20 protein-coding genes are annotated in these 18893 nt (G+C 72.7%); 10 read left to right on the forward strand and 10 right to left on the reverse strand.

Annotation, left to right across the window (positions count from 1 at the left end):
- Positions 1–10: 10 nt before the first annotated feature.
- From fabG to ACFPL3_RS28845, 7 genes are all read left to right on the forward strand, one after another.
- Complete coding sequence (gene fabG / locus ACFPL3_RS28815) at positions 11–772, forward strand: 3-oxoacyl-ACP reductase FabG (protein WP_343943462.1); 762 nt, start codon at positions 11–13, stop codon at positions 770–772.
- Entirely contained in the window at positions 769–1779 is a 1011-nt protein-coding gene (locus ACFPL3_RS28820; protein ID WP_343943463.1) for a phosphotransferase family protein, read from the forward strand. Before fabG ends, ACFPL3_RS28820 begins: the two co-directional genes overlap by 4 nt.
- On the forward strand, positions 1779–3014 hold the full coding sequence (locus tag ACFPL3_RS28825) for an acyl-CoA dehydrogenase family protein (protein ID WP_343943464.1): 1236 nt from the start codon (positions 1779–1781) through the stop codon (positions 3012–3014). Before ACFPL3_RS28820 ends, ACFPL3_RS28825 begins: the two co-directional genes overlap by 1 nt.
- Positions 3011–4201, forward strand: a complete 1191-nt coding sequence (locus tag ACFPL3_RS28830) for an acyl-CoA dehydrogenase family protein (protein WP_343943465.1) — start codon at positions 3011–3013, stop codon at positions 4199–4201. Before ACFPL3_RS28825 ends, ACFPL3_RS28830 begins: the two co-directional genes overlap by 4 nt.
- Positions 4198–5307, forward strand: a complete 1110-nt coding sequence (locus ACFPL3_RS28835) for an acyl-CoA dehydrogenase family protein (protein ID WP_379589745.1) — start codon at positions 4198–4200, stop codon at positions 5305–5307. The genes ACFPL3_RS28830 and ACFPL3_RS28835 overlap by 4 nt, the downstream gene beginning before the upstream one ends.
- Positions 5308–5368: 61 nt before the next feature.
- The gene (locus tag ACFPL3_RS28840; protein WP_343943467.1) at positions 5369–6160 is read left to right on the forward strand and encodes an alpha/beta fold hydrolase; all 792 of its coding nucleotides are present in this window, start codon (positions 5369–5371) and stop codon (positions 6158–6160) included.
- Between the two features lie 4 nt (positions 6161–6164).
- A complete protein-coding gene (locus ACFPL3_RS28845; RefSeq protein ID WP_343943468.1) occupies positions 6165–7676 on the forward strand; it encodes a long-chain-fatty-acid--CoA ligase in 1512 nt (503 codons plus the stop codon).
- A 2-nt stretch (positions 7677–7678) separates the two neighbouring features.
- Here ACFPL3_RS28845 and ACFPL3_RS28850 read toward each other — a convergent pair whose 3' ends face one another.
- Positions 7679–8260: a QsdR family transcriptional regulator gene (locus ACFPL3_RS28850; RefSeq protein WP_343943469.1), complete on the reverse strand. Its 582-nt coding sequence runs from the start codon at positions 8258–8260 to the stop codon at positions 7679–7681.
- Between the two features lie 93 nt (positions 8261–8353).
- Between ACFPL3_RS28850 and ACFPL3_RS28855 the strand changes: the two genes are divergently transcribed.
- Entirely contained in the window at positions 8354–9250 is an 897-nt protein-coding gene (locus ACFPL3_RS28855; RefSeq protein WP_343943470.1) for an alpha/beta fold hydrolase, read from the forward strand.
- Positions 9251–9254: 4 nt separating this feature from the next.
- Here ACFPL3_RS28855 and ACFPL3_RS28860 read toward each other — a convergent pair whose 3' ends face one another.
- Positions 9255–9728, reverse strand: coding sequence for a MarR family winged helix-turn-helix transcriptional regulator (locus ACFPL3_RS28860; protein WP_343943471.1), 474 nt, complete (start codon positions 9726–9728; stop codon positions 9255–9257).
- Between the two features lie 85 nt (positions 9729–9813).
- Here ACFPL3_RS28860 and ACFPL3_RS28865 point away from each other — a divergent pair, with 85 nt between their 5' ends.
- Both ACFPL3_RS28865 and ACFPL3_RS28870 read left to right on the forward strand, forming a co-directional pair.
- Positions 9814–10665, forward strand: coding sequence for an alpha/beta fold hydrolase (locus ACFPL3_RS28865; RefSeq protein WP_343943472.1), 852 nt, complete (start codon positions 9814–9816; stop codon positions 10663–10665).
- A gap of 818 nt (positions 10666–11483) precedes the next feature.
- The gene (locus tag ACFPL3_RS28870; RefSeq protein ID WP_343943473.1) at positions 11484–12893 is read left to right on the forward strand and encodes a DNA-binding protein; all 1410 of its coding nucleotides are present in this window, start codon (positions 11484–11486) and stop codon (positions 12891–12893) included.
- A gap of 12 nt (positions 12894–12905) precedes the next feature.
- Here ACFPL3_RS28870 and ACFPL3_RS28875 read toward each other — a convergent pair whose 3' ends face one another.
- The 8 genes from ACFPL3_RS28875 to ACFPL3_RS28910 all read right to left on the reverse strand — a co-directional run bounded on the left by ACFPL3_RS28875 (position 12906) and on the right by ACFPL3_RS28910 (position 18891).
- Positions 12906–13667 carry a ribonucleotide-diphosphate reductase subunit beta gene (locus ACFPL3_RS28875; protein WP_343943474.1) on the reverse strand — a complete coding sequence of 254 codons (762 nt, stop codon included), beginning with the start codon at positions 13665–13667 and terminating at the stop codon, positions 12906–12908.
- 12 nt (positions 13668–13679) lie between these two features.
- The gene (locus tag ACFPL3_RS28880; RefSeq protein ID WP_379589746.1) at positions 13680–13886 is read right to left on the reverse strand and encodes a rubredoxin; all 207 of its coding nucleotides are present in this window, start codon (positions 13884–13886) and stop codon (positions 13680–13682) included.
- A gap of 56 nt (positions 13887–13942) precedes the next feature.
- Positions 13943–15025, reverse strand: coding sequence for a pyrroloquinoline quinone biosynthesis protein PqqE (gene pqqE, locus ACFPL3_RS28885; RefSeq protein ID WP_343943475.1), 1083 nt, complete (start codon positions 15023–15025; stop codon positions 13943–13945).
- A complete protein-coding gene (gene pqqD, locus ACFPL3_RS28890) occupies positions 15025–15339 on the reverse strand; it encodes a pyrroloquinoline quinone biosynthesis peptide chaperone PqqD (protein WP_343943476.1) in 315 nt (104 codons plus the stop codon). The genes pqqE and pqqD overlap by 1 nt, the downstream gene beginning before the upstream one ends.
- Complete coding sequence (pqqC, locus tag ACFPL3_RS28895; protein WP_343943477.1) at positions 15329–16048, reverse strand: pyrroloquinoline-quinone synthase PqqC; 720 nt, start codon at positions 16046–16048, stop codon at positions 15329–15331. The genes pqqD and pqqC overlap by 11 nt, the downstream gene beginning before the upstream one ends.
- 5 nt (positions 16049–16053) lie before the next feature.
- Positions 16054–16944, reverse strand: coding sequence for a pyrroloquinoline quinone biosynthesis protein PqqB (pqqB, locus tag ACFPL3_RS28900; protein WP_343943478.1), 891 nt, complete (start codon positions 16942–16944; stop codon positions 16054–16056).
- 108 nt (positions 16945–17052) lie between these two features.
- On the reverse strand, positions 17053–17145 hold the full coding sequence (gene pqqA / locus ACFPL3_RS28905) for a pyrroloquinoline quinone precursor peptide PqqA (protein ID WP_324245655.1): 93 nt from the start codon (positions 17143–17145) through the stop codon (positions 17053–17055).
- A gap of 54 nt (positions 17146–17199) precedes the next feature.
- Entirely contained in the window at positions 17200–18891 is a 1692-nt protein-coding gene (locus ACFPL3_RS28910; RefSeq protein ID WP_343943479.1) for a pyrroloquinoline quinone-dependent dehydrogenase, read from the reverse strand.
- Between the last annotated feature and the right edge of the window lie 2 nt (positions 18892–18893).

Consider the following 18893-nt stretch of genomic DNA (forward strand, 5'->3'; position numbering starts at 1 on the left):
AGTCGATCGCATGACCACCACCCCCACCCGCACCGCCGTCGTCACCGGGGCCGCCCGCGGCATCGGCGCAGGCGTCGCGAAGCGGCTGGCCGCCGACGGCTTCGCCGTGGCCGTGCTCGACCTGGACGAGGCCGCGGGCAAGCCCGTTGTCGAGGCGATCGAGAGCGCCGGTGGCCGGGCGCTCGCCGTGGGCGTCGACGTGTCCGACGAGGCCGCCGTGCAGGCAGGCGTCGAGCGGGTGGCCGAGCAGCTGGGCGAGCCGTCCGTGCTGGTCAACAACGCGGGGATCATCCGCGACAACCTGCTGTTCCGGATGACGGCCGACGACTGGGACGCGGTGATGGGCGTGCACCTGCGCGGCTCGTTCCTGATGTCGCGCGCCGTGCAGGGCTACATGACCAAGGCGGGCTGGGGCCGGATCGTGAACCTGTCCAGCACGTCGGCGCTGGGCAACCGCGGCCAGGCCAACTACTCGGCGGCCAAGGCCGGGCTGCAGGGCTTCACCAAGACCCTCGCGATCGAGCTGGGCAAGTTCGGCGTCACGGTCAACGCGATCGCCCCCGGGTTCATCGAGACCGAGATGACCGCGGCCACCGCCGAGCGGATCGGCGTGCCGTTCGAGGAGTTCAAGAAGGGCGCGGCGGCGCAGATCCCGGTGGCCCGCACCGGCCTGCCGGAGGACATCGCGCACGCCGTGTCGTTCTTCGCCAGCGAGGGCGCCGGGTTCGTCTCGGGCCAGGTGCTCTACGTCGCGGGCGGGCCGACGGCGTGACGGCGCCCCCCGGTCTCGACCTCGACCGGCTCGGGGCGTGGTGGGGCACGGCGCTGCCGGGCTCGGGGGACCGGCTGTCCGCGGAGCTGGTGGCGGGGGGCAAGTCGAACCTGACCTACCTCGTGACCGACGGCACCGGCCGGTGGGTGGTGCGCCGCCCGCCGCTGGGGCACGTGCTGGCCACCGCGCACGACATGGCGCGCGAGTACCGGGTGATCTCCGCGCTGCGCGACACCGCCGTGCCGGTGCCCGCCACCTACGCGCTGTGCCGCGACGAGAGCGTGCTGGGCGCGCCGTTCTACGTGATGGAGTGGGTGGAGGGCAGGCCCTACCGGCGGGCCGCCGAGCTGGCCGAGCTCGGTGTGCAGCGCACGCGTGCCATCGCCGACGGCCTTGTCGACACGCTCGCCGCGCTGCACGAGGTCGACCCGGACGCGGTCGGGCTGGGCGACTTCGGGCGTCCGGCCGGCTTCCTCGAGCGGCAGGTGCGGCGCTGGAAGAAGCAGCTCGACGCCTCCCGCAGCCGCGACCTGCCCGCCGCCGACGAGCTGTACGCCCGGCTCGCCGCGGATGTGCCACCGGAGTCGGGCGCGGGGATCGTGCACGGTGACTTCCGGCTGGACAACGTCCTGGTGGCCGACACCGGCACCGACGCGATCGTGGCCGTACTCGACTGGGAGATGGCCACGCTGGGCGACCCGCTCGCCGACCTCGCGTTGATGCTGATCTACCACCGGCTGGGCAGCACCGTCACCGACGTCGCCGCCGCGCCCGGGTTCCCGTCCGAGGACGAGATCATCGCCCGCTACACGGCCAGCAGCGATCGGGATCTCTCGCATTTCGGCTTCCACCTCGGGCTCGCGGCGTTCAAGCTGGCCGTGATCCTGGAGGGCATCCACTACCGCCACCTGCACGGCCAGACCGTCGGCCCGGGCTTCGAGCGGATCGGCGACGCCATCCACGTCATGCTCGACGCCGGCCACACCGCGTTGAAGGAGCACCGCTGATGGATTTCGCCTTCGATCCGCACACCGAGGACCTGCGGGCCCGGCTGCTGGACTTCATGGAAAGCCACGTGTACCCGGCCGAGCCGGTGTTCCACGAGCAGCTGCAGGCGCTGGAGAACAGGTGGGCGTGGGACTCGGTGCCGGTGCTGGCCGAGCTGCGCGCCGAGGCCCGCCGGCGCGGGCTGTGGAACCTGTTCCTGCCCGGTGACCACGGCGCGGGGCTCACCAACCTCCAGTACGCCCCGCTGGCCGAGATCACCGGCCGCAGCCTCCACCTCGCGCCGGCCGCGCTGAACTGCTCGGCCCCGGACACCGGCAACATGGAAGTGCTGTCGATGTTCGGCACGGAGGCGCAGCGCAAGGAGTGGCTGGAGCCGCTGCTCGACGGCGAGATCCGCTCGTCGTTCGCGATGACCGAACCGGCGGTGGCCTCCTCGGACGCCACCAACATCGCCACCCGCATCGAGCGCGACGGCGACCACTACGTCGTCAACGGGCGCAAGTGGTGGATCACCGGGGCGATGAACCCCAACGCCCGGATCCTCATCGTGATGGGCAAGACCGACCCGGGCGCCGAGCGACACCGCCAGCAGTCGATGGTCCTCGTGCCGCGCGACACGCCGGGGGTGGCGGTCGTGCGGGGCATGGAGGTGTTCGGTTACGACGACCAGGACCACGGCGGCCACGCCGAGCTGATCTTCACCGACGTGCGGGTGCCGGCCGAGAACCTCATCGGCGGCGAGGGCGACGGGTTCGCGATCGCGCAGGCCCGCCTGGGGCCGGGCCGGATCCACCACTGCATGCGCTCCATCGGCGTGGCCGAGCGGGCGATCGAGCTGATGTGCGCCCGCGCCGAGGCCCGGGTCGCGTTCGGCAAGCCGCTCGCCGACCAGGGCGTGATCCGCGACTGGATCGCGGAGTCCCGGGTGCGGGTCGAGCAGCTGCGGCTGCTCGTGCTGAAGACCGCCTGGCTGATGGACACCGTCGGCAACAAGGGCGCCCACACCGAGATCCAGTCCATCAAGATCGCCACCCCGGCCACCGTGCAGTGGATCCTCGACAAGGCGATCCAGGTGCACGGGGCGGGCGGCCTGTCGCAGGACTTCCCGCTGGCCAACGCCTACGCCGGCATCCGCACCCTGCGCTTCGCCGACGGCCCGGACGAGACCCACAAGAACGCGCTGGCCCGCGCCGAGCTGCGCCGCCAGGCCACCGCGCGGAGCGAGGCCCGATGACACCCCCGGCCGGCCCCGCCGAGCTGCGGGAGCGCGTCGAGCGGTTCCTCGCCGAGCACGACCCCGCCACCACCGAGCGGCTCGCGTTCCTGCGCGCCCGCTACGACGCCGGGCTGGCCTGGGTGCACTTCCCGGAGGGCCACGGCGGGCTGGGGCTGCCGCAGGCGTGGCAGCTGGCGGTGGACGAGCAGTTCGCGGCGGCGGGTGCACCCGACAACAACCCGCACTCCAACGTCATCGGTCTCGGGATGGCGGCGCCCACCATCCTCGCGTTCGGCACCGAGGAGCAGAAGCGACGCTTCCTGCGCCCGCTGTGGACCGGCGAGGAGATCTGGTGCCAGCTGTTCAGCGAGCCCGGCGCGGGGTCCGACCTCGCCGCGCTCGCCACCCGCGCGGTGCGCGACGGCGACGGGTGGGTGGTGAACGGCCAGAAGGTGTGGACGTCCAGCGCCCACCTCGCCCGGTTCGCGATCCTGGTGGCCCGCACCGACCCGGACGTTCCCAAGCACCGCGGCCTCACCTACTTCCTGTGCGACATGACCGACCCGGGGGTGGACGTCCGGCCGCTGCGGCAGATCACCGGTGAGGCGGAGTTCAACGAGGTCTTCCTCACCGACGTGCGGATCCCGGACGCCCACCGGCTCGGCGCCGTCGGCCAGGGCTGGGCCGTGGCCACCGCGACGCTGAACACCGAGCGCGTGGCCATCGGCGGCCGGGCCGCCCCGCGTGAGGGCGGGATGGTCGGCCTGGTCGCGCAGACCTGGCGGGAGCACCCCGAACGGCGCACCCCGGAGCTGCACGACCGGCTGCTGCGGTTGTGGGTGGACGCGGAGGTCGCCCGGCTCACCGGGCTGCGGCTGCGCCAGAAGCTCGCCCAGGGCCGGCCCGGTCCGGAGGGGGCGGCGATGAAGCTGACCTTCGCCCGGCTGAACCAGCAGCTGTCCGGGCTCGAGCTGGAGCTGCTCGGCGAGCAGGGGCTGCGCTACTCGGACTGGACCATGGTGCGGCCCGAGCGGGTTGAGTTCACCGGCCGCGACGCCGGCTACCGGTACCTGCGCTCCAAGGGCAACTCCATCGAGGGCGGCACCTCGGAGATCCTGCGCAACATCGTCGCCGAGCGCGTGCTCGGCCTCCCGCCCGAGCCGCGCGTCGACAAGGACGTCCCCTGGAAGGATCAGGCCAAGTGAGCGAACTGGACCTGCTCTACACCGACGTCGAGGACGACCTGCGGTCCTCGGTGCGCGGCCTGCTCGCCGACCGGTGCGACCCGGGCGCGGTGATCGCCCTCTACGACGGCGACCGCTCGCTCGTGGCGCCCCTGTGGAAGGCGATCGCCACGGACCTCGGCCTGGCCGGGCTGCTGGTGCCCGAGGCGCGCGGGGGAGCGGGCGCCACGGCCCGTGAGGCCGCCGTGGTGCTGGAGGAGCTGGGGCGCGCGATGGCGCCGGTGCCGTTTCTCACCAGCGCGGTCGTGGCGGCCACGGCGCTGGCGGACACGGCGTCGGCGGACACGGCCGGCGGGCTGCTCGCGCAGCTCGCCGCGGGGGAGCGCACGGCGGCGCTCGCCGTGCCGCTGTCCACCACCCCGTACGGCGCGCTGCCCGCGGTGCGGGCCGCCGACGGCCGGCTCACCGGCACGGTCACCAGTGTGGCCGGCGCCCTGGAGGCCGACGTCCTGCTCGTGCCCGCAGGCACCGCCGACGGCCTCGCGCTGTACGCGGTGACCGCCACGGACACCACCCGCGACCCGGTCGTCTCCCTCGACATGGCGCGGCAGCTGGCCGACGTCCACCTCGACGGCGTCGCCGGCACCCCGGTCGTCGCGGGCGCCGAGCCCGCGATCCGCCGGGCCCTGCTGACGGGCGCGGCCCTGCTCGCCTCCGAGCAGCTCGGCGTCGCGCGGTGGTGCCTGGAGGAGACCATCGGCTACCTGATGCAGCGCAAGCAGTTCGGGCGCGTCGTCGGTGGTTTCCAGGCCCTCAAGCACCGCCTCGCCGACCTCGCCACCGCGGTGGACGGGGCGAACGCCGCGGCCCGTCACGCCGCCGCGGCATTGGCGGCGGACGATCCGGACGTCGAGCTCGCCGTCGCCGTCGCGCAGGCCTACTGCAGCGACCTCGCGGTGACCGCCGCCGAGGAGGCCGTCCAGCTGCACGGCGGCATCGGCATGACCTGGGAGCACCCGGCGCACCTGTACCTCAAGCGCGCCAAGGCCGACCAGATCGCGTTCGGCACGCCCGGTGCGCACCGCGCGCGGCTGGCCGAGCTGGTCGACCTTCCTGCGGCCGGTTGACTTCTCCGGGGCCCGCGCTACGTTACGTATCTGAATACGTAACGTGGGAGAGGAGCTGGATGTGCCCACCGTCGACGTGGACCACACGGCCATCTACTACGAGGACGTCCCGGGCCCGTCCGGTGCGCCCGCGATCCTGTGGGGTCAGGGGTTCCTGATGTCCACGCCGCTGTACGCGCACCTGCTGGCGCTGCTGCCGGGGTACCGGCACGTCATCCCGGACACGCGGGGACACGGCCGGTCCGCGGCGGGCACGGCCGTGCCCACGCTGACCCGGATGGCCGACGACCTGTGGGCGGTGGCCACCGCGGCCGGGCTCGAATCCTTCTTCTACGTCGGCCACTCGATGGGCGGCGCGAACGGGGTCCGGCTCGCCGCCCGCCACCCCGGCGTGGTCCGGGCGGGCGTGAGCATCGCCGGGATCCCCGTCACCGGCAAGCTCGACGAGACGCGCGCCGACGTCGGCTCCCTCATCGGCCTCGCCGGCGACGCCGATGCGCTCGCCGCGGCGCTCGCGGGGCTGTTCGTCCACACGGCCCCCGATGACCCGCTCGTGGCGGAGTGCGGCCGGTCGGGCGCGCTCGTCCCGCGCGAGGTCATCGTCCCCATCACGGCCACCGAGTTCTACCGGGACGACTCGGCCGAGCTCCTGCCGCACCTGACGCAGCCGTGGCTGTTCCTCGTGCCCACGCTCGACGGCACGGAGCCGGAGCACCACCAGGTGTCGCAGGCGCAGTTGCTGCCGGACGCCACCGTGGTGCGCCTCGAGGGCGAGGGCCACATGGTGCCGCAGGAGCGGCCCGAGGCGCTGGCCGGTCCCCTCCGCGACTTCCTCGCGCGGCACGGGGGGTGACGCGGTGACCAACCTGGCCACCGTCCTGGACGCCGCCGCGGAGCGGTTCGGCGACCGGGAGTTCCTCGTCGCGGGTGACCGCCGGCTGAGCTTCGCGGAGGTCGCACGGCGTGCGGCCGCGCTGGCGCGGCAGCTGGTGAACTCCGGGGTCGCGCCGGGCGACGCGGTCGCCCTGTCGTGCCCGAACGTCCCGGAGTTCACGATCGCCTACTTCGCGATCCTGCGGGCGGGCGCCGTGGTGGTGCCGCTCAACGTCATGCTGCGGCCCCGGGAGATCGCCTACCACCTCGACGACTCCGACGCCGTCGCCCACCTCGTGCACGACGACCCCGGCCTCCTCGCGGCGGCCCGTGAGGCCGGTGGGCGAATCCGGACCCTCGGCGTCGACGACGCGGGCCGGACGACGTGGTGCGGCGAGCCGCTCGCGGACCCCGTGCACGTCGGCACCGTCGCCCGGGACGACGAGGACACCGCCGTCGTCATCTACACCTCCGGCACGACGGGACAGCCGAAGGGCGCCGAGCTCACCCATCGCAACCTGCTGCTCAACGCCCGGGCGGCCGGGGCGGTCTACGAGCTGGATCCCGCCCGCCCGGACATCCACCTGCTCGTCGCGCCCCTGTTCCACTCGCTCGGGCAGACCTGCGTGCAGAACGCGTCGACGGTGTTCGGGTGCACCGTGGTGATGACGGGCCGGTTCGACGCCGCCGAGGCGCTCCGCACGATGATCGACGAACGCGTCACGATCTTCGCCGGGGTGCCCACGATGTTCTGGGGCCTGCTGCGGGCGTTCGACGGCGTACCGGACGCGCAGCGCCTGCACGGGCAGCTGCGCGTCGCGGCGTCCGGCGGGTCGGCGCTGCCGATCGAGATCCACCAGGAGTTCTGGGAACGCTTCGGCACGGCCGTCCTCGAGGGCTACGGGTTGACCGAGACCTCGCCGATGGCCGCCCACACCCGGTTCGGCGAGCCCGTCCGCGCGGGGTCCGTGGGCCGCCCCGTCGAGGGCGTCGAGATGGCGCTGATCGCCGGCGACTGGACGCCGCTGCCGGACGACCCCGAGGCCGTGGGCGAGATCGTGATCCGTGGCCACAACGTCATGAAGGGGTACTACGAGCGGCCCGAGGCCACCGCCGAGGTGATCCGCGACGGCTGGCTGCGCACCGGCGACCTCGCCCGCAAGGACGCCGACGGCTTCTTCCACATCGTCGGGAGGTCCAAGGAACTGATCATCCGCGGCGGCTACAACGTGTACCCGCGCGAGATCGAGGAGGTCTTCATGGAGCACCCGGCGGTGTCCCTGGTGGCCGTGATCGGCGTGCCGCACGAGTCGCACGGGCAGGAGGTCAAGGCGGTCGTCGTGCCAGCGGAAGGCCACGGGTCCCTCCGGCCCGACGACCTGGTCGCCTGGGGACGGCGGCAGCTCGCGGCCTACAAGTACCCGCGGATCGTCGAGCTGCGGACCGCACTGCCGATGACGTCCACCGGCAAGATCCTCAAGCGGGAGCTCTCATGAGTTCAGCGACGGGCGCCGGACAGCAACAGCCGCACCGCGGGCCCGACCTTGCTCGCGTCCGGCGTGTCGCCGGTGATCAGGTCGACGTAGCAGAACGACTCGGCGATGCGGACGAGCAGGTAGGCCAGGTCGTCGAGCGGCATCCCGACGTCGATGCCCGGCAGCTCCTCCTCGAGCAGCGCCCGCACGTGGGCGATGAAGTTGGCCTGGGTGTCGCTGCTGCGGGTGGTGAGGATCCGCAGGGCGATCTCGCCTTCCCGGCGCAGGAAGGTCTGCATGAACGGCGCCGCGAGCACGGCGGCGATGAAGTGCTGCAGCGTCCTGGCCACGGCCTCCACCCCGGAGCCGCCCGCCTTCTTCCGGGCGAGCTCCAACGTGGGGCGCGCGAGCGACCAGTTCACCTCGCCGAGGAGCCTGTCGCGGCTGCCGACCCATCGGTTGAGGGTCATCCGGCTGACCCCGAGCTCGTCGGCGATGTCCTTCATCTCGATCCGCTTGCCGGCCAGGAAGTGCCGGCGCGCCAGCTGCACGGCCGCCTCGCGTCCCCGCGGCTGCGGGCCCCTGCGGTCGGTGCGGTCCGGCACGCCGCGGAGCCTATCGAGAGGACCGGAGATGTTACAATTCCGAATGTGCAACACGGTGGGTCCGTGGCCTGGAGCGTCCGGACGGCAGCGCGCATGACCAGCACACCCCGCGCCTGGCGCGTCAACGGGATCGACCTCGCGGTGTCGGTGCAGGGCGACGGTCCGCTCGTCGTGCTCGTGCACGGCTTCCCGGATCTCGCGATCACCTGGCGGCACCAGGTGCCCGCGCTGGTCGCCGCCGGTTTCCGGGTCCTCACGCTCGACATGCGCGGGTACGGCCGCAGCGCGCGGCCCGCAGACCGCTCCGCGTACGCCCTGCGCGAGGTCGCCCGCGACCTCGTGGGCCTGCTGGAGCACGAGGGCGTGCCGAGGGCGCACTTCGTCGGCCACGACTGGGGTGCGGCGAGCATCTGGCAGGTGGGCATCGACCACCCGGAGGCGGTGGCGTCGCTGACCGGCCTCAGCGTGCCCCACGTGCTCCCGGCGCCCGCGCCGCCCGTCGAGATCCTGCGCGCCCGCCTGGGGGAGGACTTCTACCAGGTCCGGTTCCAGGAGCCCGGCGTCGCCGAGGCGGCGCTGGAGCGCGACGTGGAGCGCACGCTGGCGACGATCTTCCGCGACCGGTTCGAGCTGCTCGACGGGCCGCAGGAGGTTCCGCCGCCGGACTGGCTGCCCCCGGAGGTCTTCGCGGAGTACGTCGCCCACTTCCGCCACACGGGCTTCGCGGGCGGCCTGCGCTACTACCGCAACATCGACGACAACTGGCGGCACGCGCGCACCCGCCCCGACCACGTCATCCGGCGCCCGTCGCTCTTCCTCACCGGCAGCGCCGATCCCGTCGCCACCTTCATGCGCGTGGACACGAGCGAGCGCGCGTTCACCGACCTGCGCACGGCGGTGGTGGACGGTGCCGGTCACTGGGTCCACCAGCAGGCTCCGGACGCCGTCAACCGCGAGGTGATCGCGCACCTGCGGCGGTCGTCGTCCTGACGGCTCAGCCGCTCGTGCCCCGGGCCAGCCAGCCCGGGGTGTCGAAGCGCACCGGCTGGGCCCCGACCAGTGCGGACAGGTGCGCCTCGAACGCCTCGAAGTCGGCGGCGCCGATCTTGCGCGCCCACTGCGCGCGCAGCTCGTCGAAGATCTCCTCGCCGGTGCGCAGGACCTCCAGGCCGAGCTCGGTCACCTGCAGGCGTTTGCGGCGCGCGTCCGCCGGGTCCGGCTCCCGGGCGACGTAGCCGCGCTCCTCGAGCACTGCGATCGTCCGTGCGGCGGACTGCTTGGAGATCGAGAGGCTGCGACCCAGCTCCGAGGCGCTGTCGGCGCCCGCCGCGATCGCCCGCATGGCGAAGTCGTGCACGGGACGCACGTCGTCGTGGCCGCGCCGGGCCAGCTCGGCCGTCGCGGCGTCGACCAGCGCTCGGAAGCCGCCGAGCAGCGACAGGGCGAGGTCGGCACCGGAGCGGGTCACGGGGGAAGGGTAGGGGAGTGGTGGCGACGAACGACAGCCAGGGTGTCTATATTCGACACCCAGACTGTCGATCCGAGGAGAGCTCATGGTCATCACCCCACCCGGCGCCACGGTGCCGGGAGTCGCCCACCACCGGGTCGACGTCAACGCCACGACGCTGCACCACGTCACCGCGGGAACGGGCGGGTCGCCGATCCTGCTGGTCCACGGCTTTCCCGAGACCTGGTGGGCCTTCCACGAGGTCATCCCGGCGCTCGCGGTCCACCATCGCGTGGTGGCGGTCGACCTGCGCGGGTTCGGCGACTCCGGCAACCCGCCCGGCGATCACAGCAGTGCCGCCTCGGCCTCGGACCTGCACGAGCTGATCGGCCACCTGGGCATGGGCCCCGTCCACCTCGTCGGGCAGGACGTCAGCGGCGCTGCCGTCTTCCGGCTGGCCGCCACCCAGCCGGACGACGTGCTCAGCTTCACCGCGATCGAGATGGGCCTGCCCGGCTTCGGCCTCGAGGCGCTGGCGGACGTCACCCGCGGCGGCGCCTGGTACCCGGGCGTCCTCGCGACGCCGGGCATTCCGGAGATGCTGCTCGCCGGGCGGGAACAGGAGTTCCTCGGCGGGCTGTTGCCCGGCGACGTCACCGAGTTCGCCCGCACCTACTCCCGCCCGGACGGCTGGCGCGGCGCGACCGGCCTCTACGCCTCCATGCTCCGGGAGGGCCCCGAGATCCGCGAACTCGCCCGGACGGCCCCGCTCCGCGTTCCCGTGCTTGCCATCGGAGCCGGCGGTGGCCCCTTCACCGCCGACACCCTCGCCCAGGTCGCCGCGGGCGAGGTCCGGTCCGTCACGCTCGACGGAGTCGGGCACTACGCCGCGCTGGAGGCCCCCGCCGCGGTGGCCGAGGCGATCAACGCCTTCACCGCGGAGGTCGACGCCGGCTGAGTCGCCGCGCAACCCGGCTCGGGACGGCGCACATGGTGGGGAGTGTGTGCGGTCCCTAGCGGGTGTGTGCGGTGGGGCTGCGGGGTCCGCGGAACCCGGTCGTGAGGCTGCGGTGGGCGCGCCGTACCAGGCGTGCAGGTCGCGGCCCTCTTCCCGGCCGCTGTTCCGCGGGCGAGCGTGTGGGTCCGGCCGTCGGCCCCTTGCTGGTGGGGTGGCTGGGTGGGCATCACTGCCGGATCCCGTGGGCACTCTGACGGCCGTCCACGGCGCGGGGGCACGCCGGTCCCGGCCCGACCGTCGCGTGGGCGGCCACTCGACCGGCTGTGGTGCCGTTCCGGGCCTGCTGCCGGATGATCAACTTCTGTCCAGGACGGGGGTGCCCGGCCACGTCCCCACCCCTGCCAACGTCCCTTTCCGCTGATCATGGGTTCCGCGGAACGCTGCCGAGCTGCACGCCCCGCCGGGCGGGCCTGCCCACTTGGCTAGCGGTGAGAACGACCGTTTCCGGTGATCCGGGGCCGCCGCGTTCCGGCCCCGCTACCGCCCCGACCTGGCCTCGAGCCGTACGATCGTGATCTTGCGTGATCACGATCGAGGGGGACCGCGCGCCACCCGGTCCGGCTCGCTTTACACACCGTTGTGGCCGGGGTACACATGGTTGTCAGAGCTGTTCTGTGCCTTGCACAGGGAAGCGGGACCAGCGGGACGTGCGCCGCGCGGTGCCTGGCTGGGGTCGGCCTGGCGGCAAGGAGGGTCGGCGATCGGAGCTGGGTCGGTGCTGTGCGGCGCCGGAGACGAACCAAAGGCGGTTCTTCGGCATGAGCGATGGACAGCGACTCGACTCCGCCCCGGTGAGCACCGGCAAGGGATCGGTGTTCGCGGCGTGGGAGCAGTTCGTGCAGGGCGAGGACCACGTGCGGGGCGTTCGGCCCGAGGTGTTGCTGTCCTGGCATCGCTGCCGCGAGCAGTACCGGGTCGACCCGCACCTCACCGAGGCCCCGCTGGCGGCGGCACACAGCGATCACACGCTCGAGCAGGACGTGGTGCTCACGGAGCTGGGTGGGCTCGCGGCGAGCGTGGCGCGGGAGGTCGAGGGCCGCAACGGCATCGTCACGGTCGCCGACGCCACCGGCCGGATCCTCGCCACGTGGGGTGACCAGGCCACGGTGGCCCGGGCCGCCGACGCCAACCTCGCCACCTGGTCGTGCTGGTCGGAGTCCACGGCGGGCACGAACGGCATGGGCACGGCGCTGGAGACGCACGGCCCGGTCCTGATCCGGGGTGCGGAGCACTGGTGCCAGGCCTTCCACGGCTGGGCGTGCGCGGGCATCGCGGTGCGGGACGTGGTGACGCGCGATCCGATCGCGGTGCTCAACATCTCCTGCTGGCGCACACCGCTGCCCGAGATCACGGGCAGGTGGCTGTCCCATGCGGTGTCCCAGACGCAGGGTGCGCTCAAGGGGCGCGCCCGCGACAGCGCCGGCGAGCTGATCGCCGCGTTCGCCCAGGCCAAGGGGCGTGGTCCCGCCGTGGCCGCGATCGACACCGCGGGCAAGGTCGTGATCGCCGACGAGCGGGCGGGGCTGCTCATGGGAGTGCCGGCCGAGGCGCCCGCCGTCGAGCCCGCCATCCGGTGGCACACCAGCCTGCCGGACCTGATCCGGGTGGCCGAGTACGCGAGCGGGCGGGCCGCGAAGGACCCCGACTGGGTGGGCTCCACGCAGATCTACACCCACCTCGGCGACGAGCCGACCCCGGTGACGGTGCGCCCGGTGTTCTTCTCGGGCCAGCTGGCGGGGCACCTGATCATGTTCGGCAACTCCGACGACGGGCAGCCGTGCCCCTCCGCGGCGCCGATGATGATGTCCGCGATGTCGGCGGCCAAGATGTCGATGCGCCGGATCGTGGCGGTGCGGGGCGACCGGATGGTGCTGCTGCGGCTGCCGGAGGTCTCCTTCGCCGAGGCAGACGGCAACGACGTGTGGCTGTCCACCGACCAGGGCCGGCTGCGCGCGAGTTCGGCCGGGCTGGACAAGCTCACCCACGAGCTGGCCGAGGCCGGGTTCCTGCGGGTGCACCGCCGCTACGTGGTGAACCTCAGCCGCATCCGGGAGATCGAGCGCGGCTTCAAGGGCGAGCTGTTCCTGGTGATGGACAGCCGTGGCGGCGACGTGGTGCCGGTGTCGCGGCGCAACACGCCGGCCGTCCGGGAGGCGCTGGGCCTCTGACGAGGCCGCCCGTCACCAGAACTTGATGCCCGCCGCCTTGAGCCGGCGCTTGTGCTGGCGCACGGCGGCGTCGATCGCCTCGGTGGTGATGAGGTCGCCCCACACCTTGGCGGCGGCCTCGCCCTGGGAGAGCAGCGCGTCCGCCTCGTCGCGGCCGATGTCGGCGTTCTGGACGATCCGCGAGCCGAACCCGATGTGCCAGCGCTCGTCGCGCAGGACGAGCTCGACGCCCTTGCGCAGGCCCGGCAGCGGGGTGGACAGGCTTTCGAGGGTGTCGAGCATCGCGTGCTGCCCGGCCAGGAGGACCACGCCCTCGATCACCATGTGGTAGAGCCCGACCGCGGAGGTGAGGACCCCGTGGTCGTCGGCGAGGCGCCGGGCGGTGGTGGGCAGGCGTTCCTCGAACAGGTCGACGAGGTCGGGGCCGACGTGGGTGCGCAGCACGTCGCGGCGCGCCGCTGCGTCGGCGCCGGGGATCCCGGCGACCTCGGCGGCGACGAGGTCGAAGAACCGGGCGTGGCGCGCCTCGTCCCTGGCCTGGGCGCGGAACGCCGCCTCCATCGAGTCGTCGCGCGCGGCCGCCTCGTAGGAGCCCAGCTCCAGGGACACGGCGGTCTCGGCGATGACGAAACCCGCGATGAGCCCGAGGACCTTGCTGCGCTCGGTGTCGGTGAGCTGCGGCCACGCGGCGCGGTCGGCCGTGTGGTCGATGTCCTTCTCGTCCCACTGCAGCGACTCGGCGAGCAGCACGAAGTGGTCGTACCCGCTGATCAACTCTTCAGCTCCTCACACGAACTCGCCCGGTTCCAGCTTCCTGAAGTCGGCCTTGGTGGCACCGCAGATGGGACACATCCAGTCGTCGGGGATGTCCTCGAAGGGCGTGCCCGGCGGGATGCCGCTGTCCGGATCGCCCTCGTCGGGGTCGTAGATGAAGCCACAGGGATCGCAGATCCACTGCGTGATCTCCGGATCCACCCGGGTCAGTGCGCTCATGCCGGCACAACCTCCTCTCGTTCTGTCGAACCGCCCGGCGGGGCCGGGTTCGCTGATCAGCCGCGATGCGGGCGGGGGACCAGCAGTTCGAGCGCCGGACGCGATCCTGCGTTGGCCTGCTCCACCGCCTCGGTGACGAGCCCGTGGTCGGGGGAGAGGTGGCAGACCGGGTCGGCCCGGGTGGCGTCGCCGGTCAGCTGGAACGCCTGGCACCGGCACCCGCCGAAGTCGATCTCGCGACGCTCGCAGGTGCGGCACGGGTCCTGCATCCAGCCGGTGCCGCGGAACGCGCTGAACATCGGCGAGTCGTCCCAGATCGCCTCCAGGCTGTTCTCGCGGACGCTGGGCGCGGGCAGCGGGAGCGTGTGCGCGGCCAGGCACGGCATCGCGTCGCCGTTGGGCGTGACGATGATCTGGCGTGCCGCCCAGCCGCCCATGCACGGCTTCGGGTACTCGCTGTAGTAGTCCGGCAGGACGTGCACGATCTCCATCCGGCCGGCCAACCGCGAGCGGGCGTCGCGCACCACGTCCTCGGCGTGGGCGAGCTGCTCGCGGCCGGGCAGCAGCGCCGCGCGGTTGCGCCACGCCCACCCGTAGTACTGGGTGTTGGCCAGCTCGACGCGGTCTGCCTCCAGCTCCTCGACCAGCGCCACGATCTCGGCGATCCGGTCGATGTTCTGCCGGTGCAGCACCACGTTGACGGTCAGCGGCCAGCCGAGGTCCTTCACCACGGCGGCGGCCTTCAGCTTGCGCTCGAACGACGGGATGCCCGCGATCCGGTCTGACGTCTCGGGCTCGTCGGCCTGCACGCTGACCTGCACGTGGTCGAGTCCGGCGGCCTTGAGCGCCTCGGCCCGCGGGCGGGACAGCCCGATCGCGCTCGTCACCAGGTTCGTGTACATGCCCAGGTCGGCGGCCGTGCGCACGAGGTCCACCAGGTCGCGGCGCAGCAGCGGCTCGCCGCCGGACAGGTGGCACTGCAGCACGCCCATCTCGGCCGCCTCGGCGAACACCCGCTGCCAGTCCGCCGTGGGCAGCTCGTCGTCGTAGCGGGCGAGCTCGAGCGGGTTGGAACAGTAGGCGCAGGCCAGCGGGCAGCGGTAGGTGAGCTCCGCCAGGAGCCCGAAGGGCCTCTCCATCACTTCGCCTCCTCGACGGTGACGTGACGGCGGGCGGCCATGCGGGCCAGGAAGTCCCGCACCTCGTCGTCCACCGGGCGCTCGTAGCGCGTGCGCAGCTCGTCGACGATGTCGGCGACGGTGCGGTCGCCGTCGCACAGCCCGACGACGTCCGCGGCGGTGCCGTTGAGGACGATCACCGACTCCGGGCCGAGCAGCACGTGCTTGCCGCGCGAGCGGTCGAACCGCAGCCGCAGGTGCGGCCCGAGACGGGGACGGGCCGTGTCCGGCAGCGCGGGTGGGGCGGGCGGGGTGAGCCCGGCGTCATTCGGCATAGGCCTGGTCGATCGCGTCCATCATGGACCAGAGCACGTCGCACTTGAACGACAACGCCTCGACGGCGCGGTCCTGCTGGTCGGGGGTCAGGCAGTGGGCCTTGACGACCTCCAGCGCGTGCTCGGAGTCGCGCGGCGCCTGCTCGAGGCGGGCCCGGAAGTAGGCCAGCCCGTCGGCGTCGATCCAGGTGTAGCAGCGCTCGAACGCGGCGAGGCGCTCGGCCATCAGGTCCGGCGCGAACAGCTCGGTGAGGGAGGACGCCACCGCCTCCACCCACGGCTTCGTGCGGGCGAACGTCACGTAGGCGTCGACGGCGAACCGCACCCCGGGCACCAGGTGGCGGTGGTCGAGGATCTCGTCGCGGGTGAGCCCGCACGCCTCGCCGAGGCGCAGCCAGGCCTCGATGCCGCCCTCGCCGGCGGCGGTGCCGTCGTGGTCGACGATCCGGCGGATCCAGCGCCGCCGCACCTCCACGTCGGGGCAGTTGGACAGGATCGCGCCGTCCTTGCGGGGGATGTTCTCCTGGTAGTAGAAGCGGTTGGCGACCCAGCCGCGGATCTGGGCGGGGGAGAGCGTGCCCTCGTTCATCCGCACGTGGAACGGGTGGGCGCTGTGGTACGCCTTCGAGTGGGCCCGCAACCGCTCCAGGAACGCCGCGGTCCGCGGGGCCGTCATCGCGTCGCGTTCCGTCGCAGCCGTCGTCGTCATCGCGCCTAGACCTCCACCTCGAGCCCGTCGTGGGCCACCTCCATGCCGCCTTCTTCCACCAGGCGGTGCTCCGGAGTGTCCTCCAACAGGATCGGATTGGTGTTGTTGATGTGGATGTAGATCTTGCGTGCGATCGGCAGGGGGGACAGCAGCTCGAGGCTCCCCCCGGGCCCCCCGATCGCGAGGTGGCCCATGTCGCGGGCGGTCTTCTCGGCCAGCCCGAGGCGGATCAGCTCGTCGTCGTGCCAGGTGGTGCCGTCGACGAACAGGCAGTCGATCCCGTCGAGCTCGTCGCGCACGGCGGGCGTGAGCTCCTGCACGCCCGGCAGGTAGACCGCCACGCGGCCGGTGCTCTCGTCGGTGAGGCGGTAGCCGACCACCCGTCCTAGGTCGGTGCCGGTGCCGAACCGGTCGTGCTTGGCCGTGGGCACGTCGAACGCCCGGTAGGAGATGCCGCCCAGCGACACCTCCTGCGCCGGGTGGACCGGGTGCCAGTCGACCGGGCAGTAGCGCTCCAGCGTCTCCAGCAGCCGGGTGCCCTCGCGCAGCGTGGTGTGCGTGGCGGGCGTGGCGTGCAGCTGGATGCCGCGCCCCTCGCGCAGGAGCAGCAGGCCCAGCGTGTGGTCGATCTCGGCGTCGGTGAGCAGCACGGCCTGCAGCGGCGTGACCCGGCCGTCGCCGGGGTGCAGGCCGGGGAACGCCTCGAACTGGGTGCGGATGTCGGGGGAGGCGTTGAAGAGGAACCAGTGCTTCCGGTCAGGGCTCACCGCGATCGAGGACTGGGTGCGCGGCCGGGCCGGCCGGGACCCGTCCCGGACGGCGACGCACCCCGGGCAACTGCAGTTCCACTGCGGGAACCCGCCTCCGGCGGCCGAGCCCAGCACCCGCAGCCACATCGCCGCGTCCTCCTCTTCCCGCGCCCTCGCGCGTGTCGTGAGTGGCGAACGGAAGGAGGGGCGCCGGACCCTTCGCGTCCGGTGCCCCTCCTCCTCACCTGCGTCGGATCAGGCCTCCGAGCGGGCGATGTACATGGTCACCTCGGGGGCGCACCCGATCTCCTCGAACTCGGGGGCTTCCCACTCGATCGTGGACTCCACGCCGTCACCTCCCTTCCACGGTTCCGCGGCGAGTCCCGGTGGTGCTCGTCCGGATCAGGACTCGGGCAGGGCGAACACGAACAGCGCGTCTCCCTTGTTACCCCCGAGCAGCCCGGGAAGGAAGCCCTCGAGCCATCCGCCCCACCCGGTCGGCACCGCGATGTACTGGCGGCCGTCGACCGTGTACGGCGTCGGGCTGCTGTGGTGCCCGCTGCCGCACTGGAACGACCACAGCTTCTCGCCGGTCTCCGCGTCCAGGGCCACGAACTCACCCGTCGGGGTGCCCTGGAACACCAGGCCGCCCGCCGTGGTCAGCGTCGAGGCGCACATCGGGTACTCGTTGCGCCACCGCCACTTCTCCTCGCCGGTCAGCGGGTCGATGGCGGCCACGAAGCCGTAGAAGTCCTCGAGGTCCACGGCCACGGCCGCGCCCCAGTACGGCATGCTCTCCTTGAACTCGCGGCGGCGGCGGGTGGCGGTGGCCCCGACCTCCTGCACCGGCACGTAGATCAGCCCGGTCTGGGGGTTGTAGGACATGTGCGTCCATTCCTTGCCCCCAGCGGGACCCGGCCAGAAGTGGACCGGCTCGCCCTCCTTGTCCGGGTACACCTTCGGGGTGACCTTCCCGTCGGGCGTGATCTCGCCCCACGTGATCCGGTCGACGAAGGGGAACACCCGCACGAGCTCGCCGTTGGTGCGGTCGAGCACGAAGAAGTAGCCGTTCTTGTCCGCGTGCGCGAGGAGCTTGCGCCCGTCGGGAGCGTCGAACAGCAGGTTCTCCATCGTGGAGTCGTAGTCCCACAGGTCGTGCGGGGTGAACTGGTAGTGCCACCGGATCTCGCCGGTGTCCACGTCCACCGCGACGACGCTGTCGGTGTAGAGGTTGTCGCCCTCGCGCACCCCGCCGTCGAAGTCCGGCGCCGGGTTGCCCGTGCCCTGGTAGAGCAGGCCCAGCTCCGGGTCGTAGGTGGGGGTGACCCAGCAGTTCGCGCCGCCGCGCTGCCAGGCCTCGCCGTCGGCGGGCCAAGTCTCCGAGCCGGGCTCACCGGGCTTGGGCACGGTGTAGCAGCGCCAGCGGCGCTCGCCGGTGTGGGCGTCGAACGCGTCGAGGTGACCGCGCACCCCGAACTCGCCGCCCGCGCTCCCGACGATGACCATGTCCTTGACGATCAGCGGCGCGACCGAGCCGCTCTCACCGGCGCGCACGTCGCCGTTGACGCTGTCGAAGACCACCTGGCCGGTGGTCGCGTCGAGTGCCACGAGGTGGGCGTTGAGGGTGTAGAGGTACACCTTCCCGTGCGCCACCGCCACGCCGCGGTTGACGTTCCCGCAGCACAGGGAGACGTCGTACGGCGAGGCGTGCTTGTACCGCCAGAGCTCCTCACCGGTCTTGGCGTCCAGGGCCCAGACCTTGCCGTCCGGGCCGGAGACGTACATGACGCCGTCCACCACGATCGGAGAGGCCTCGAAGGAGAAGGTCGACGCACCGGAGTGCATGCCGACCATCGCCGCCTGGAACACCCACGCGGGCGCCAGCTTCTTGACGTTGTCCTTGTTGATCTGGTCCAGCGTGCTGTAGCGCTGGCCGTCGTAGGCGCCGTAGTAGGTGAGCCAGTTCTGCGGCTCCGAGCGCGCCTGGAGGATGCGCTCGTAGTTGACGCTCTCGGCCACCGCGGGGGCGCTCCCCTTCACGGCGCTGAGTTGTGACAGGGGGATGGCCTGGCCTGCGTCGACGTACTCGGTCATCA

Source organism: Pseudonocardia zijingensis, from assembly GCF_042657305.1.
GTDB lineage: Bacteria > Actinomycetota > Actinomycetes > Mycobacteriales > Pseudonocardiaceae > Pseudonocardia > Pseudonocardia zijingensis.

Bases quoted from the DNA above. Each gene is read 5' to 3' on its own strand.
- pqqD (WP_343943476.1), bottom strand. From the start codon at position 15,339: ATGCCGAATGACGCCGGGCTCACCCCGCCCGCCCCACCCGCGCTGCCG.
- ACFPL3_RS28825 (WP_343943464.1), top strand. From the start codon at position 1,779: ATGGATTTCGCCTTCGATCCGCACACCGAGGACCTGCGGGCCCGGCTG.
- pqqB (WP_343943478.1), bottom strand. From the start codon at position 16,944: ATGTGGCTGCGGGTGCTGGGCTCGGCCGCCGGAGGCGGGTTCCCGCAG.
- ACFPL3_RS28830 (WP_343943465.1), top strand. From the start codon at position 3,011: ATGACACCCCCGGCCGGCCCCGCCGAGCTGCGGGAGCGCGTCGAGCGG.
- ACFPL3_RS28865 (WP_343943472.1), top strand. From the start codon at position 9,814: ATGGTCATCACCCCACCCGGCGCCACGGTGCCGGGAGTCGCCCACCAC.
- ACFPL3_RS28855 (WP_343943470.1), top strand. From the start codon at position 8,354: ATGACCAGCACACCCCGCGCCTGGCGCGTCAACGGGATCGACCTCGCG.
- ACFPL3_RS28870 (WP_343943473.1), top strand. From the start codon at position 11,484: ATGAGCGATGGACAGCGACTCGACTCCGCCCCGGTGAGCACCGGCAAG.
- fabG (WP_343943462.1), top strand. From the start codon at position 11: ATGACCACCACCCCCACCCGCACCGCCGTCGTCACCGGGGCCGCCCGC.
- ACFPL3_RS28910 (WP_343943479.1), bottom strand. From the start codon at position 18,891: ATGACCGAGTACGTCGACGCAGGCCAGGCCATCCCCCTGTCACAACTC.
- ACFPL3_RS28880 (WP_379589746.1), bottom strand. From the start codon at position 13,886: ATGAGCGCACTGACCCGGGTGGATCCGGAGATCACGCAGTGGATCTGC.
- pqqC (WP_343943477.1), bottom strand. From the start codon at position 16,048: ATGACGACGACGGCTGCGACGGAACGCGACGCGATGACGGCCCCGCGG.
- pqqE (WP_343943475.1), bottom strand. From the start codon at position 15,025: ATGGAGAGGCCCTTCGGGCTCCTGGCGGAGCTCACCTACCGCTGCCCG.